Below are 15,177 nucleotides of genomic sequence, written 5' to 3'. Positions count from 1 at the left end.
CTACCCGAGCGGCACGCGGCGGGATCAGGTGCGGGCCGCCCTCGCGGAGCCGAAGAGGACCAGGCCGGTCACGAACATGAGGCCGGCCGGCTTGTCGAGGCCCGCGGCGCCCCAGAGATCCGCGACGGCGAGGGCGAGACCGACGGCGGCCGCCGCAAGGCCGATGCCCTCCGCCGGGTGCAGCTCGTGCGACTCGTCCCTGTCTGCGGGAGAAATCACGGTTTCCCTTCCTCGTCTGCTGCCCGTGAGTGAACGGTTCATGACCGACCGTACCTGCCGAAGGAGTGCGGGAGGGGCGGCCATTGGCCGGAAACAGTCGCAAGCGGTCGGAAACAGCCGGGCTTGGCCCGGCTCAGCCGTCGTGAGCCGGGATGGCACCATGGCGATCATGTCCGACATTAGAACAGCAGAGCGGTTTGCGCCGTATCAACTCCCCCTGCCCCTGCGGTCGCTGGCCCTGTGTCTGCAGGAGGCGCGGCCCTCGGTTCAGGTCATCTTCCTGCTGCGGTTCGCGGCCGCGTACCTCCTGGCCGCGGGGGTGTCCGCGGGTTCACTCGCCGCGCTGCCGCTGCCCGCCTTCGCCTGGCTGTGCGCCACGTTCTACGTGTACCTGGTCAACGGCGTGCACGACGCACCGGAAGACCGGGTGAACGGCTCGGGCCGGCCCATCGGGCGCGGTGCGCTGCCCCCGCGCACGGCCCGCCGGGTGGCACGGGCGGCGGCCCTGCTCGCCGTGGCGGCCGCCGTGTTCTGCCCGCAGCCGGTGCTGTTCACCGCGCTGGTCGTCGTACATCTGGCCGCCGGGCATCTCTACTCGGCCCCGCCCTTCGCGCTCAAGCGGAACAGCCTCGGCGCGATAGCCGTGGTCCTGGTGCTCGGCGGTGCGACGTTCGCCGCGGCGTGGGTGAGCGCGGGCGCGGCGGGACGCGGTGTGCACGTGGCCGTCATCGGTGCGGCGCTGACGCTGTGGATGGGCCTGGTCGGAGCGCTCGTGAAGGACCTGTCAGACCGCAGGGGCGATACGGAGGCCGGGCGCAGGACCGCGGTGATCGTCTGGGGCGAGCGGCGCACCCGGGCCGTGTGCGCGGTGAATCCCGTCCTTCTCGGCGCCCTGTTCGTGGCCGCCGCCCTGGCCCTGGCCCCCGAACTGCTCGCCGCCGCCTGCGTCATGCTCGCCGGCGGCATCGCCACCGCCGCGCTCACCCTCACCACGCACTCGGCCGAGCCGCGCCACCGCAGCCGGCTGCCCTACCGGGCGTTCATGCTGACCCAGTACGGGGTGTGCGTGACCCAGCTGGGCCAGGTGCTCGCGGTGTGACATCCCAGGACGGGTCGGCCACGCTCCGGGGCGCCGTCCAGGTCACCGCGCCGGCACCCTGTTCACCGCGCCGGCCACCGGCTCACCGGACAGGGCGGCCCGTACCGCGGCCACCGCCTCCAGGCCCGCCCGGTCCTGGGCCTGGGCGGTGGAGGCGCCGAGATGCGGGGTCGCCACGACCGTGTCGTACGCCAACAGCGGGGAATCCACCGCGGGTTCGACCTCGAAGACGTCCAGGGCGGCACCGGCGATCCGCTGTTCCTTAAGGGCCGTCTCCAGGGCGCTCTCGTCGACGATGCCGCCCCGGGCCGTATTGATCAGGCGCATCGTCGGCCGGGCGAGCCGCAGCTCCCGCTCGCCGATGAGGCCGAGGGTCTCGGGAGTGCGCGGCAGATGTACCGTGACGAACTCGCTCCGCGCCATGAGCTCGTCCAGGCCGACGAGTTGCGCACCGGCCGCCGCGGCACGGGCCTGCGGGACGTACGGGTCGTACGCCACGATCCGCATGTCGAACGCGGCGAGACGCTCGGCCACCAGCGTGCCGACATGCCCGAGCCCGACGATGCCCACGGTGCTGCCGGCGAGTTCGGTGCCGGTGAACGCGGCCCGCTCCCAACGCCCGTTCCGCAGCGCGGTGTTGGCGGGAACGATATGGCGTACGGAGGCGATGACGAGCCCGACGGTGAGCTCGGCGACGCTGAGTACGTTGGAGAGCGGGGCGTTGGCGACGATCACCCCGGCCTCGGTGGCGGCGGCGACATCGACGTTGTCGAGGCCCACTCCGGCGCGGGCGACGATCCGCAGCTCCGGTGCCGCCGCGAGCGCCTCCCGGTCGACCCGGGTGCCGCTGCGGATCAGCAGCGCGTCGGCGTCGCGCAGCGCCGCGTGCAGGGCCTCCGGGTCCTTGCCCGCGCAGTGGCGTACGTCGTAGTCGCCGAGGCCGGCCAGTGCGCTCTCGGCCAGCGGATCAGCGACGACGACCTTGGGCTTTCCCATACGGGTCCTTTCTCTTTGCGTATATGGGGCTTAGGTGTACGGGGCTTACGTGTAAGGGGCTGCGGGTACGGGTGGTCAGGCGCCCGGCGTCGGGGTCGTCTCCGCGATGGCGCCCGCCTCGTCCAGGCCCTCCGCCTCGGCCGGTGTGAGGCACAGGCGGGGCAGCCCGTGCCGGGTCCAGATGGCGTCCAGGGCCTGTGCGAAGGCCACGATCTCCGCGTCGGTGTGCTGGGGCGTGGGCGTCACCCGGAGCCGCTCGGTGCCCACCGGCACGCTCGGGGAGTTGATCGGCTGGACGTAGAGGCGGTGCTGGTCGAGGAGTTCACCTGCGACCTGACGGCATGCGTCGGCGTCACCGACGAGTACCGGCACGATGTGCGCGGCGTCGGAGACCACCGGGATGCCGCGCTCCTGCAGCAGCTCGTGCAACAGCCGTGACTTGGTGCGCAGTTGGGCGCGCTCCCGGTCGGAGTGCTTCAGGTGGCGGATCGCGGCGAGCGCCCCGGCCGCGACCGCCGGCGGCAGCGACGTGGTGAAGATGAAGGCCGACGCGAAGCTGCGCACCGCGTCGATCACGACGGCGGGTCCCGCCACGTAGCCGCCGGCCACGCCGAAGGCCTTGGCCAGCGTGCCCTGGATGATGTCGAAACGGTCCGCGAGACCGAGATCGGCGGCGAGACCTGCACCGCGCGGCCCGTACATCCCGACCGCGTGCACCTCGTCCAGGTAGGTCAACGCCCCGTAGCGCTCGGAGACTTCGAGGAACTGGGCGAGCGGTGCCCGGTCGCTCTCCATCGAGTAGATGCTCTCCAGGGCCACTATCTTCGGCAGCGCGGGATCCGTGCCGGCGAGCAGCTCTTCGAGGTGGTCGGGGTCGTTGTGCCGGAACACGTGCTTGGCCGCGCCGCTGTGCCGGATACCGGCGATCATCGAGGCGTGGTTGAGCTCGTCGGAGAAGACCACACAGCCAGGCAGCCGGCCGGCGAGGGCGGTGAGCGCGGCGTCGTTGGCCGAGTAGCCCGACGGGAAGATCAGGGCCGCCTCGGTGCCGTGCAGATCGGCCAACTCCTGTTCCAGGAGCACGTGGTAGTGGTTGTTGCCCGAGATGTTGCGCGAGCCGCCGCTGCCCGCGCCCGACTCGTCGACGGCCTTGTGCATGGCTTCGAGCACGAGCGGATGCTGCCCCATGCCGAGGTAGTCGTTGCTGCACCAGACGCGGATGCGGCCGCCGGCTCCCGGGCCGTGCTGCTGCGCCTGCGGGAACGAACCGGCGATCCTTTCGACATCCAGGAAGGTCCGGTATCCGCCACTCTCCTTGAGTTTCTCGATTTCCTGGGAAAAGAACTCGATGTAATTGAACACTGAAACCTCCGCGAGGAAGAAGTGGGCGGGCCGCACACGGTGAACGCAGGCCCGTTCGCCGGAAGATAGCCGCTTCCCGGGGTTCGAGAGAAATGCCGCCGGAGCCCGCCTATGGAAAGCGCTCATAAATGTGTGGCAGTGGCCCTGCGGGCATTTATGACGGATGTGCATAGATGTGCGCCGGGGTCATTTCACTTCCGGTCGCGCCCTGGCTAATGTTCCGGAACGTGATCGGCACAGGGAATCCACGGCCGGCCGTAATGGCGGACACCGAAGAACTCGTACGACTGCGCGCGTTCCTGCTCGGTTCGGGACCGGGCTCGGGTTCGGGCCACTATGTGGCGCGTACTTCCGAAGAGGCGGCGGCGTGGCGGCACAACTACCGCGCATGGCTGGCGAAACTGCTGCCCGGCTCCGATGCGGTGCACGTGGCGGTCATCGACGGGACGGACGGCCTGGCCGCGTGTGCCATCGCCGTGGTCGACCAGCGGGCCCCGACCCATCTGTGCCCCGACGGCCAGGTCGGCTGGGTGCAGACCGTGGTGGTGGACCCCGCCATGCGCCGCCGCGGCCTCGGGCTTCGCGTCATGGGTTACGTCATGGACTGGTTCCAGGAACGGGGCATACGGACCGTCTTTCTGCAGACGACCAGTGCGGCCGCCGATCTCTACACCCGGATCGGATTTCAGCCCACGGGCGAGGACACGATGATCGCCGTGCTTTCACCACCATTGAACGATGACCGAGAGGCGCTCACTTCGTGAAGATCCTCATAGTTGGCCTCGGCTATGCCGGAGGCCGCTTCAAGAAAGCTTTCCAGAATGCCATCGAGGCCACCGGAAACGGCTCGGAACCCCACTTCGCGTACGTCGGCCGTAAAGATCTCGACAATGGCCTGACCTACTATGCGTCGGTCGCCGCCGCCCTCACGGGTTTCACCCCCGACATCGTCGTGGTGACCGTGCCCGACGAGGCGCACGCCGAAATCCTGGAGCAGCTGGCCGGATTCCGCGGATTTGTGATCGCCGAGAAGCCCCTGGCCACCTCGCGCAACGACCTGGCGCCCATCGAGAAGAGCCTGGAGAACATCTCCGGCTTCTGTATGGACCTCGTGGAGCGCTACTCCGACGCCACCGCCTTCCTGCGCGCCCATGTCCGCGACCAGGGCCTGGAGTTGGTGCGGGCCCACTTCACCTGGGGCAAGGACCGGATCAACGACCACCGCCCCACCAGCGGGGTGCCGAGCGAGGTGATCCACCCCCTCGACCTGGTGCAGTGGATCTGCGGCGCGGACCTGAGTCTGGACACGGTCATCGGCACCCGCTCCGACTTCTCCGTCTCGGGGCCCGAGGTCCTGGACAGCGTCGCCCTGTCGGGCCGGATCGGATCCGGTGTGGTCACCGGCTACAGCAGCTTTGTGAACATCACCCGCAAGCGCGAGGTGGACTTCGTCTTCCGCGACGCCCAGGGCGAGTTGCTGTACGCGAGCGCCGAGTACGACAGCCCCGCCTGGGACGCCGACCGGCTGCGCGTCTGGCGCCGCCACTCCCACGGCGACGAGGAGATCCACCGCCTGGACACCGGCGGGGTCCCCGTGCCGCCGGAGCAGCGGACCGTCGTCAAGCTCGGCCGCCTGGTCGAGGACGTCGTCCGCTTCACCGAGTCCGGCGAGCGCCCCGCGACCCCGTTCGCCGGACTCGACCAGGCGCTCGACCTCCAGGAGCTGCTGAACCTCATGGAGCACCGGGCGCGCACGGTCGGCCCGGTGGCGTACTTCCCCCACGGCCGGACGGTCCTGCAGGAAGCCGACTGGGAGCGCCTGGGCTGACCGCCCGGGCACCAGCGAACAACGGGCGCCACAAGCGCCCGAGAGCAATGAGTCTGAGGAGAAAAGAAATGTGTGGTCTTGCCGGATGGGTCGACTTCGCCCGTGACGTGACCGGACAGCGCGACGTGCTGTCGGACATGACGGAGACGATGATCTGCCGTGGCCCCGACGCCGGTGGCATGTGGTTCGACCAGCACGCGGCACTCGGCCACCGCCGCCTGTCCATCATCGACCTCGACGGCGGCCGCCAGCCCATGACCGCCGAGGAGGACGGCCGCGAGCTGGCCTGCCTCACCTACACCGGCGAGGTCTACAACTTCGAGGAGCTGCGCCGCGAACTGGAGTCCCGCGGGCACCGCTTCCGTACCCGCAGCGACACCGAGGTGGTCCTGCGCGGCTACCTGGAGTGGGGCGAGGACCTGGTCTCCCGCCTGAACGGCATGTACGCGTTCGCCCTGTGGGACGTACGCAAGCAGGAGCTGCTGCTCATCCGCGACCGCATGGGCGTGAAGCCGCTGTTCTACTTCCCGCTGCCCGAAGGCGTCGTGTTCGGCTCCGAGCCCAAGGCGATCCTCGCCCACCCCGCCGTGCCGCGCCGCGTCGACGCGAGCGGCCTGCGGGAGGTCCTGGAGATGGTCAAGACGCCCGAGCACGGCGTCTTCGCCGGTCTGCACGAGGTGCGCCCCGGCCAGCTGGTCAGGGTGGGCCGCCAGGGTCTGAGCAAGCGGCAGTACTGGTCCCTCGAAGCGCGTGAGCACACCGACGACCTCGACACCACCGTGGGCACGGTGCGGGAGCTCCTCGAGGACATCGTCAGCCGCCAGATCGTCGCCGACGTACCGCTCGGCTCGCTGCTCTCCGGCGGCCTGGACTCCTCGGTCATCACCGCGCTCGCGGCCAAGGGCCTCTCCGCCCGCGGCGAAGGCCCGGTCCGGTCCTTCTCCGTCGACTTCGCCGATCACGGCGCGGGGTTCGTCGAGGACCCGGTGCGCGGCACCTCGGACGCCCCCTTCGTCCGTGACCTGGTGAAGCACGTCGGCGCCGACCACCGCGAGATCATCATCGACAGCAAGGAGCTGGCCGACCCGCAGCTGCGCGCCTCGGTGCTGCGCGCCCTCGATCTGCCGCCGGCCTACTGGGGCGACATGTGGCCCTCGCTGTACCGGCTGTTCCAGGCGGTCCGCGGCGAGTCGACGGTCGCGCTCTCCGGAGAGTCCGCCGACGAGGTCTTCGGCGGCTACCGCTGGTTCTTCGACCAGGAGGCGGTGCAGGCCCAGACGTTCCCGTGGCTGACCTCCGCCACCGGCAAGTACTTCGACGGGAAGTCGCTCTTCGACCCCGGCCTGATGCAGAAGCTGGACATGCCCGGCTTCCTGCGGGACAGCTACGCGCAGGCCATCGGGGAGACCCCGCGCCTGGTCGGCGAGAGCGCGCAGAACCGGCGTATGCGCGAGATGAGTTACGTCAATCTGACCCGGTTCGTCCAGACCCTCCTGGACCGCAAGGACCGTATGAGCATGGCCGTCGGCCTCGAAGTGCGCGTGCCGTTCTGCGACCACCGCCTGGTCGAGTACGTCTTCAACACCCCCTGGGAGATGAAGTCGTTCGACGGCCGCGAGAAGAGCCTGCTGCGGGCCGCGACCGCCGATCTGCTGCCGCAGTCGATCGTCGAGCGCGTCAAGAGCCCGTACCCGACCACGCAGGACCCGGCCTACGAGCAGGCGCTGCGCGACTCCCTGGCCGCGGTGGTCGACGACTCCGGCTCTCCGGTGCTGCCGCTGCTCGACGCGGCGGAGGTCAAGCGGCTGCTCGCGACGCCGGTCGGCGCGATGAGCGCGCAGTACGAGCGCTCCGGCCTGGAGATGGCGCTCGGGCTCAACTCCTGGCTGTCGTCGTACGACATCACGCTGGACATCTGAGCCGGTGACCACGGCAGGGCCGGCCACGGACGCCGGCCCTGCCGCCGCTCACCGGTACTCGCGTTCCGCCAGCGGCAGCACATGGCCGAGCAGTCCCGGAAAACGCGCTTCCAGGTCCTCGGTCCGCAACGAGTTGTAACAGCGGGGCCCTTCGGAGCGCACGAAGATCACGCCGGCTTCGCGCAGCACCTTCAGATGGTGGGCGACCGTCGACTTGGCGATCTCCCCGCCCAGTTGGCCCGCGGTGCGCTCCACCCCGTCGGACAGCTCGACGACCATGCCGAGCCGGGTGGCGTCACTGAGCGCGAACAGCACTCCGGGCAGCTCGATGTCCTCGGTCTCCGGGTGAACGTAGCGGCGCACACCTCCAGGGTCGCACAGGTCACCCGAGGTCAACGGCTGAATCTTTGGCATCGACTTGCACAGGTGCCCCGTACACCCGACATCATTGGACCAATGAACTACGACTATCGAACAAAGGGGTTCCGGTGAAGCTCGTCTACCTGTTGGGACTCGGCGCCTTCGCGCTGGGTCTGGACGCCTATGTCACAGCAGGGCTGCTCCCCGTCATCGCCGACGACTTCGACGCGTCGGTGTCCGCCACCGGCCAGATGGTGACCACGTTCACCCTGGCCTACGCCATCGCCTCGCCGATCTTCGCCACCTTGCTGTCGGCCCAGCGCCAGCGCCTCGGCCTGCTCAGCTCGCTCGCGGTCTTCACGGTGGCCAACGCGGCCAGCGCCCTCGTCCCCACGCTCCCGCTGCTCCTGATCACCCGCGCCCTCGCCGGTGTCGGTGCGGGCCTCTACCTCGCGCTCGCCGCGTCGGCGGCCGCCGCCCTCGTCTCCAAGGAGCGGCGCGGGCGCGGACTCGCGATCATCATGGGCGGCATGAGCTCCGGCACCGTCATCGGTGTGCCGGTGGGCGTCCTGGTCGCGCAGCACTTCGGCTGGCGCGCGACGCTGTGGGCAGTCTCCGTGATCGGCCTGGTGTCGTTCCTCGGGCTCGCCCTGCGGCTTCCCGCGCTTCCCGCGCCCGACGGTGCGCCGACCCTGCGCCAGCGCGTGACCGTACTGACCGACCCGCGGGTCGCCTCCATCGTGGGCGTCTCGTTCCTTGCCGCCACCGCGAGCCTCGGTCTTTACACCTACTTCGCGCCGGTGATGGCGGACGAGTCCATGGGCGGCGTCGAGAACATCACGCCGTATCTGTGGGCCTGGGGCATTGGCGGTGTGCTCGGCAGCATCCTGATCGGCACCCTGGTCGACAAGGTGCGCCGTCCCTACACGCTGGTCGTCGGGATCATGGCGCTCCTCGTGGTCGCGCTGGTCGCGTTCCGTGTGACCGCGTCGATCCACCCGCTGGTCGCCCTGCTGCCCATCGCGGTCTGGGGCGCAGTCGGCTGGGCGCTCCAGGTCCCGCAGCAGCACGACCTGCTCGCGGCCCGCGGCGACAGCGGCGGCACCACGGCGGTCGCGCTCAACGAGTCCGCCCTCTACCTCGGCAGCGCCGTCGGCTCCGGCCTCGGCGGCCTGGCGTTCTCGCTGCACTGGGACAGCTCACTGCTGCCCCTGCTCGCGGCGGGCGCGGCGGCCCTCGGCCTGCTCCTGCAGGTGACCGGCGTACGGGTGTCGACGGCGCGCGGCGCGAAGCAGCCGGCGGCCGAGACGGCGGTGCCCGCGGAATCCGCTTCGTGAAGAGCGCATTACGTTCGCGCCAACCCTTCACGGCCTGACCGGGAACCCCTGACGGCCGGGCAGGTTGCCCTCCCGCACAACGGTATACAGTGATCACGAGCTCGGATGGGTCTAGCACTCATCCGGGCTTGTGACTTGTTGCCGCGGCTGTGAGTGCAAGAGGCCCGGCAAGTGGAATGAGGGGGCAAGGTTGTGAGTACGTACTGCACAGCTGTTTCCGAAGCTCTGGCGGCGCTCGAGGAATCCGTCATCGAGGACTTCAGGAAAACGCTGCGCGAACGCCACAACACCCTTGCGGAACCACTGATGTGGGAAGAGTGCCGACGCCAGGCCCGCGCCATCATCGATGACATCGTGCAGTCGCTGCGGCAGGCCTGGGACCACCCCGACGACAAGGCCATCGACCTCTCGACGGATGTCGGCACGCACCGGGCCGAGCAGGGAGTCAACCCGGCGGTATCCATTCAGGCCTGCACGGCCCTGTTCGACGTCGCGCTTCCTTATATACGCAAGGCGATTGCCGCGGCCCCCGCGGAACAGGCCGAGGATTTCCTCGCGGTCGCCCTGCACACCTTCAACCGCAGCGTCGGCCACCGAGTGGAGGCCGCCCTGCGCGCGTACCACTCGTTTCTCCTCCAGCAGGCGGGGGAGGCGAACTGTGAAATGCGCCGCGGCATGGCCCGCGACATCCACGACCATGTGGGCAATTCCCTTGCCACGGCGATGCGTTGCCTGGAAATCGCGGAAGCGGAAGCGGAGGCGGAAGCCGTGGCCTCGGCGGAGGCGGAAGCCGTAACCTCGGGTGAAGCTGACCCCACGGCCGACGGCAGTGCAGCGGACCCGTCGAAGGACCCCTCCAAGGACCCGTCCAAGACCGTCGACAGACGCGAAAGCCCCGCGTCCCGCCGCCTCCACGCCGCCTACGACGCGGTCCAGGACGCACTCGGCTACACCCGGACCCTCGTCAGAGGGCTGCGCCTGCGGATCCCCGACACCGGCATCGAGTCGTCCCTGCGTGACTTCATGGACTCCGCAGCACCCGAGTCGACCCGCTTCGAGATCCTCGTCACCGGCGACGAGGAATGGGTGGGGACCGAACTGCGCTACGAACTCTTCATTGCCCTGCGGGAATGCCTGCGCAACGCCTTGGCGCACGCGGAGGCGGGCGCCGTGACCGTGGAACTCGACATCGCTCCCCATGAGATATCCGCCGAAGTCCGCGACGACGGCACGGGATTCGACGTATGGGCGGTGGCGGCCGCGGACTCCGCGGGCGGCGGACTCGCCTCCGTAAGGGAAAGAGTCCGGCTCATGAACGGCACGGTCAGCTGGCTGAGTTCACCCGCCGAAGGAACCCGGGTGGTGTTCCGCGTCCCCAATCTCCGTAAGGAACTCGGTAAGGACCTCCGCAAGGATGGCCATAAGGATGTCCGCAAGGATGGCCGTAAGGCGCAAGCGGCGGTATGAAAGCGGTCGGCTACGGAGAGGAAAGGGCGGCGGCGGGCGGCGAGACCATTCGCATCCTGATCGCCGACGACCACACGCTCCTGAGGGAAGCCCTCATCGGCGTACTGAGCATCGAGGACGATTTCGAGGTCGTGGCCGAGGCGTCCGACGGCCGTTCGGCGGTGGCGGCCGCCCGCGAACACCGCCCCGACATCGTCCTGTTGGACATCGAAATGCCGGAGAACGACCCCGCGGTGACCGTCCGCGCCATAGCCGAAGTGGCCCCGGAAAGCCGCGTCATCATTCTCACGATGTACGACGACTCGGCACTCGCCCAGGAATTGACCCAACTGGGAATCGGCGCCTATCTGCACAAGCAGGCCACCCGTAAAAGCCTGGCACTGGCGATCAGGAGCGTGGCCGAGGGAAACCGGCACATGGTGATCTCGGCCCCGGGCCCGGCCGCCGCGGCACACCCCGGCCGGCGCACACAGACGCCCGTACCCGCTCTGTCGGCACGGGAGTTGGAGGTTCTGCACCATGTGGGCCTGGCGCTGAGCAACCGCCAGATAGCCAGCCGGCTCGCCCTCAGCGAGGGCACGGTCAAGCGCCATCTGCGGAACATCTTCGTCAAGCTGGAGGCGGTATCACGCCTCGACGCCCTGAACCGTGCGGTGGCACACGGCCTGATGCCCCCACCGCACCGCCCGGCACGCACGCCCGCCCGATAGGGCACAGGGCGCCGGGCGGGTCCGGCGGGTCCGGCGGGTCCGGTGGGTCCGGCCACGGATGTCCCATTGGATACACAGCCCCCGACCCTTCGGTCCACAACCGGCCACGCGACCGAATCACGTGCATAAGCTCCCAACTACCCCACACGCCTTACCAAGAGCACAGGGAGTACGTGATGGCAGTGCACGATGTCGGGATCCGGCACCTGCGCGCCTTTCTCGCAGTAGCCGACACACTCAGCTTCAGCCAGGCGGCCTTGCAGCTGGGCACCAACCAGTCCTCTCTCACGCGCTCCATCAGGCGCCTGGAGGAGATGCTCAACACCCGCCTCTTCAACCGCACCACCCGCCATGTCTCGCTCAGCGAATCCGGCGAGCGCCTGCGCGACGACCTGGTCGTCCTGCTGCCCCGCCTGGAGACCGCACTCGTCCCGGACACCACGGAGACGACGCTGCGCCTCGGCTTCTCCTGGCTGCTCCCGGACGGCTGGGTGCAGGCGGCCATAGCCCGCTTCGAAGAGGAGACCGGCGTGGGCGTCGATCTCGTCCACAGGGACGAGCGGCTGGCCGGCGTCGACCGGGAGACGGTCGACGTCGCCCTGGTCCGCGGCCGCCCCACCGCCAACGGCATGCATGTGGTGGAGGTCGACTCGGAGCCCTGCGTGGCCGCGGTCCTGCGCACCTCGCCGCTGGCCGCGCACCCCCGCCTGCGCTGGGCGGATCTGGCCGACCACCCGCTCGTCCTCAACGCCTGCACGGGCTCGGTCGGCGTCGAGGACTGGCCCGAGGGCCACCGCCCGCGCAAGACGGTGACCTGCCACAACTTCGACGAATGCCTGGAACTCGTGGCCATGGGCAAGGGCATCGGCCTCATCCCCGAACTGGTTCTACGCCGCCAACTGCACCCGGCGGTCCGCTTCATCCCGATCGCGGGCGCCCCCGACGTCCCGCTGAACCTGGTCCACCCCATCCACGGCACACACCCGCTGGCCCGCCGCTTCACCACCCTGGCCACCGCGACAAAGGCGGCGGGCTACGGCACCCCCGCACTGAGACGCTCGGTGGCATGACGGCCTCTGTTACCGCTACCGCTACCGCTACCGCTACCGCTACCGCTACCGCCCGCGCAGCGCGGCATCAGCGCTATCAAGAATGCTGCCGAAGACACGGCCGATGACGGGCTTGGCGCACACCCGGGTGAGGGCCGCCGCGCCGAACGGAAGCGGCACCTCGAACCTGGTCGTCCACACGACTTCCGTTCCTCCGTCGACCTCGGTGAACGTCATCCGCCCGAGCTCATGCCGGGCGGCGGGAAAGCTCCGCTCGACGGTGTAGTCGAACTCGTACGGCGGGTTGTAGGCCGTGATCCGCTCCCGGAACCACCCGATCGTCCACGTATGCAACCGAACGGCCCCCACCCCATACGGCGCCCCCGCCCCCGGCCGAGCCAGCCGCGCCCGCAGGACGAACGGCGACCGCGTGTAGTTGCTGCTGGTGGCGCACCAATCAAACACATCCTCAACAGGCGCCCCGACAACCCGCCGCACGATCAAGGTCTCCACAGCTCTCGCCCCTTCTCCAGCCCACCGACACCGGCACGTCCCAACAACGCGCACCACCAGGTAGACCAGCGAGAACCCAATTCCGTGACACCCCGACACCACACCCCCGCCGGACCACACAAAAAGACCCCGCACTCAGCAAAAGCGCTGAAGGCGGGGTCTCAAGGCACCTCATACAGGGTGCCCCCGGCAGGATTCGAACCTGCGCACACGGCTCCGGAGGCCGTTGCTCTATCCCCTGAGCTACGGGGGCGTGCCCCTGAGGTTCAGGGGCTTGTCGGGCGCTGTGAGCGCGGCGACGGGTAGAACCCTACCAGCTTCGTGGCGGTATCCATGAACAGGTATTGAGAGGTAGGGGAGCGGTAGCCGGAGAGGTCCGGCGAGGTACTGAACAGGTGGTTCCCGGGCGGGTCCCGCGGCGGGCTGCGCGCTCCCTCGCACCCACATGCGCACCCACACGCGCACCCTCCCGTGCCCCCTCCCGAAAGCCGCGTCAGCGTGCCCGGCGCTCGCCGCTTCCTGCCCCGCACGGGGCGGAAGTGGGGAAAACCCGGACGCGGCGGTGGGCGCGGACCTACTCTCGAGTTGTGCCAGGGGCGTCCGGCCGGGTGCTTGTTGTGGACGACAACAAGGTGATCCGGCAACTGATCAGGGTCAACCTCGAGCTGGAGGGCTTCGAGGTCGTGACCGCGGCCGACGGTGCCGAGTGTCTGGATGTGGTCCATCAGGTACGGCCTGATGTGATCACCCTCGATGTCGTGATGCCCCGCCTCGACGGGCTCCGTACGGCCGCGCGGCTGCGCTCGGATCCGCGCACCCGGAACACCCCGGTCGTCATCGTGAGCGCCTGCACGCAGTACGAGGTGGAGAGCGGTCTCGACGTAGGCGTGGACGCCTTTCTCGCCAAGCCCTTCGAGCCGGCCGAACTGGTCCGGGTCGTGGGCCAGTTGAGGGCGGACGGAAGAGCGGTCCAGTTCGGCGGCGAGCACGGGGCCGGGCAGTCGGGGCAGGCCGGCCAGGCCGGACACACCGAAGGGGCCGGGCACGCCCGGGGGTGAGAGGCCGCAGGCCCGACCCTCCGTCCCCGTCCGTATGGCAAGAAGGAACCAAAACCGGTTCGCCTGCCCACCCCCCTCCTCCCATACGCTTGTCCCGTGACCCCCGCTGATCTCTCTCGTACCGTGCTGCGCGCCGTGCGCCGCGCTGTCGACGAGGGAGCGCTGAGCGTGGCGGTGCCTGCACAGGTCGTGGTCGAGCGGCCGCGGCCCGGTGGCTGCGGGGACTACGCCACCAATGTCGCCCTGCGGCTCGCGGGACCCGCGGGACGGCCCGCCCAGGAGGTAGCCCGGCTTCTGAGCGACCGGCTCGTCCGTGAGAGCGGTATCGCCGACGTCACCGTCACAGGGCCCGGGTTCCTGAACATCAGCCTGCAGCGCGAGCAGCAGGCCTCGCTCACCGCCGATGTCGTACGTGAGGTCCTCGCCCGGCAGGACGCCTACGGTCACGGCACCGCCCTGGCCGGGCAGCGCATCCGGCTGCGGATCCCGCACGAGGTCAGGGCGCAGGCGGTCGCCGAGGCCGTCGCCCGTATCGCCGCCACCCAGGGTGCGACCGTCGAGATCGGCCACGACGAGCCCTTCGACCTCCGCCCCGTACCCGCCGTGCCCGCCGGAGCAGCCGTACCCGCCGGAGCCGCCGCAGCGGTCGGCCGGGCCGCAGCCGTCGCTCAGGCCGGCCCCGGCACCCGAGCCCTCGACGTCCTCGACACCGACGCCGCCCAGTGGGGCCTCCTCCACCCCGCCCCCCACGACCACCCCCGCCTCACCGCCGCCCTCCTCGTCCAGAGCGAGAGCAACCCCCTCTTCCGGGTCCGGTACGCCTACGCCCGTAGCCGCGCCCTCACCCGTAACGCCGCCGCCCTCGGCTTCTCCGGCGCCCCCGGAGCCGTAGACGGAGACGGCGCCGTAGACGGAGACGGACCGGGAGCAGCCCCACAAGGCGCCGCACATGGCGCCGCGCAAGGCGTCGTGGACCTCGTCTCCGCCCTCACGGCCCACCCCCGCATCCTCGAAGCCGCCGCCCGGCACCGTGCACCGGACCGGCTCGCGCGGCATCTGGTCACGGTCGCCGACGCGTTGCTGACCCTTCAGTACACGGTCCTTCCTCTCGGTGACGAGAAACCCGGGGCCGCCCACCGCGCCCGGCTCGCGCTCGCCGAAGCCGCCGGGACGGTGCTCGCCGGCGGCCTGTCCCTGCTCGGCATCAGCGCGCCGGAGTACCTGTGACCGCGTATCGCAGCGCACCCGGACGTCGCGCGC

Annotated in this window: 15 protein-coding genes and 1 tRNA gene; 10 read left to right on the top strand and 6 right to left on the bottom strand. The window is 69.9% G+C overall.

The features are described 5' to 3' along the window. Positions 1 to 24 precede the first annotated feature (24 nt). The gene (locus ACFQVC_RS11420; protein WP_381829698.1) at positions 25 to 219 is read right to left on the bottom strand and encodes a hypothetical protein; all 195 of its coding nucleotides are present in this window, start codon (positions 217 to 219) and stop codon (positions 25 to 27) included. 169 nt (positions 220 to 388) lie between these two features. On the opposite strand from ACFQVC_RS11420, the gene ACFQVC_RS11415 reads away from it, so the two are divergent. Beyond that, a complete protein-coding gene (locus tag ACFQVC_RS11415; RefSeq protein WP_381829696.1) occupies positions 389 to 1,318 on the top strand; it encodes a UbiA family prenyltransferase in 930 nt (309 codons plus the stop codon). A gap of 42 nt (positions 1,319 to 1,360) precedes the next feature. Here ACFQVC_RS11415 and ACFQVC_RS11410 read toward each other — a convergent pair whose 3' ends face one another. Both ACFQVC_RS11410 and hemA read right to left on the bottom strand, forming a co-directional pair. Then, positions 1,361 to 2,314, bottom strand: coding sequence for a hydroxyacid dehydrogenase (locus ACFQVC_RS11410; protein ID WP_381829694.1), 954 nt, complete (start codon positions 2,312 to 2,314; stop codon positions 1,361 to 1,363). Positions 2,315 to 2,389: 75 nt separating this feature from the next. Next, complete coding sequence (hemA, locus tag ACFQVC_RS11405) at positions 2,390 to 3,676, bottom strand: 5-aminolevulinate synthase (protein WP_381829692.1); 1,287 nt, start codon at positions 3,674 to 3,676, stop codon at positions 2,390 to 2,392. Positions 3,677 to 3,936: 260 nt separating this feature from the next. Between hemA and ACFQVC_RS11400 the strand changes: the two genes are divergently transcribed. The 3 genes from ACFQVC_RS11400 (at position 3,937) to asnB (ending at position 7,423) form a co-directional block, all read left to right on the top strand. Next, positions 3,937 to 4,440, top strand: coding sequence for a GNAT family N-acetyltransferase (locus ACFQVC_RS11400; protein WP_381829690.1), 504 nt, complete (start codon positions 3,937 to 3,939; stop codon positions 4,438 to 4,440). After that, positions 4,437 to 5,504, top strand: a complete 1,068-nt coding sequence (locus ACFQVC_RS11395) for a Gfo/Idh/MocA family oxidoreductase (protein ID WP_381829688.1) — start codon at positions 4,437 to 4,439, stop codon at positions 5,502 to 5,504. Before ACFQVC_RS11400 ends, ACFQVC_RS11395 begins: the two co-directional genes overlap by 4 nt. Before the next feature lie 68 nt (positions 5,505 to 5,572). Next, the gene (gene asnB / locus ACFQVC_RS11390) at positions 5,573 to 7,423 is read left to right on the top strand and encodes an asparagine synthase (glutamine-hydrolyzing) (protein WP_381829686.1); all 1,851 of its coding nucleotides are present in this window, start codon (positions 5,573 to 5,575) and stop codon (positions 7,421 to 7,423) included. A 48-nt stretch (positions 7,424 to 7,471) separates the two neighbouring features. Here the strand turns inward: asnB and ACFQVC_RS11385 are convergent, their stop codons facing one another. Next, positions 7,472 to 7,786 carry an ArsR/SmtB family transcription factor gene (locus ACFQVC_RS11385; protein WP_381829684.1) on the bottom strand — a complete coding sequence of 105 codons (315 nt, stop codon included), beginning with the start codon at positions 7,784 to 7,786 and terminating at the stop codon, positions 7,472 to 7,474. A 125-nt stretch (positions 7,787 to 7,911) separates the two neighbouring features. Here ACFQVC_RS11385 and ACFQVC_RS11380 point away from each other — a divergent pair, with 125 nt between their 5' ends. The 4 genes from ACFQVC_RS11380 to ACFQVC_RS11365 all read left to right on the top strand — a co-directional run bounded on the left by ACFQVC_RS11380 (position 7,912) and on the right by ACFQVC_RS11365 (position 12,367). After that, entirely contained in the window at positions 7,912 to 9,120 is a 1,209-nt protein-coding gene (locus ACFQVC_RS11380) for an MFS transporter (RefSeq protein ID WP_381829682.1), read from the top strand. 192 nt (positions 9,121 to 9,312) lie between these two features. Continuing rightward, positions 9,313 to 10,587: a sensor histidine kinase gene (locus ACFQVC_RS11375; protein WP_381829680.1), complete on the top strand. Its 1,275-nt coding sequence runs from the start codon at positions 9,313 to 9,315 to the stop codon at positions 10,585 to 10,587. Beyond that, entirely contained in the window at positions 10,584 to 11,297 is a 714-nt protein-coding gene (locus tag ACFQVC_RS11370; protein ID WP_381829678.1) for a response regulator, read from the top strand. Before ACFQVC_RS11375 ends, ACFQVC_RS11370 begins: the two co-directional genes overlap by 4 nt. A gap of 176 nt (positions 11,298 to 11,473) precedes the next feature. Further along, complete coding sequence (locus ACFQVC_RS11365) at positions 11,474 to 12,367, top strand: LysR family transcriptional regulator (protein ID WP_381829676.1); 894 nt, start codon at positions 11,474 to 11,476, stop codon at positions 12,365 to 12,367. A 45-nt stretch (positions 12,368 to 12,412) separates the two neighbouring features. Here ACFQVC_RS11365 and ACFQVC_RS11360 read toward each other — a convergent pair whose 3' ends face one another. Both ACFQVC_RS11360 and ACFQVC_RS11355 read right to left on the bottom strand, forming a co-directional pair. Next, a complete protein-coding gene (locus tag ACFQVC_RS11360) occupies positions 12,413 to 12,859 on the bottom strand; it encodes an SRPBCC family protein (protein WP_381829674.1) in 447 nt (148 codons plus the stop codon). Positions 12,860 to 13,040: 181 nt separating this feature from the next. After that, positions 13,041 to 13,112, bottom strand: a tRNA-Arg gene (locus tag ACFQVC_RS11355). 286 nt (positions 13,113 to 13,398) lie between these two features. Between ACFQVC_RS11355 and ACFQVC_RS11350 the strand changes: the two genes are divergently transcribed. Next, positions 13,399 to 13,917, top strand: a complete 519-nt coding sequence (locus ACFQVC_RS11350) for a response regulator (protein ID WP_381829672.1) — start codon at positions 13,399 to 13,401, stop codon at positions 13,915 to 13,917. Between the two features lie 96 nt (positions 13,918 to 14,013). Continuing rightward, positions 14,014 to 15,144: an ArgS-related anticodon-binding protein NrtL gene (gene nrtL / locus ACFQVC_RS11345; protein ID WP_381829670.1), complete on the top strand. Its 1,131-nt coding sequence runs from the start codon at positions 14,014 to 14,016 to the stop codon at positions 15,142 to 15,144. Positions 15,145 to 15,177: the final 33 nt, after the last annotated feature.

The organism is Streptomyces monticola, assembly GCF_042665355.1.
GTDB classification, from domain to species: Bacteria; Actinomycetota; Actinomycetes; order Streptomycetales; family Streptomycetaceae; genus Streptomyces; species Streptomyces monticola.
This window is presented reverse-complemented; position numbering and strand designations above follow the sequence as displayed.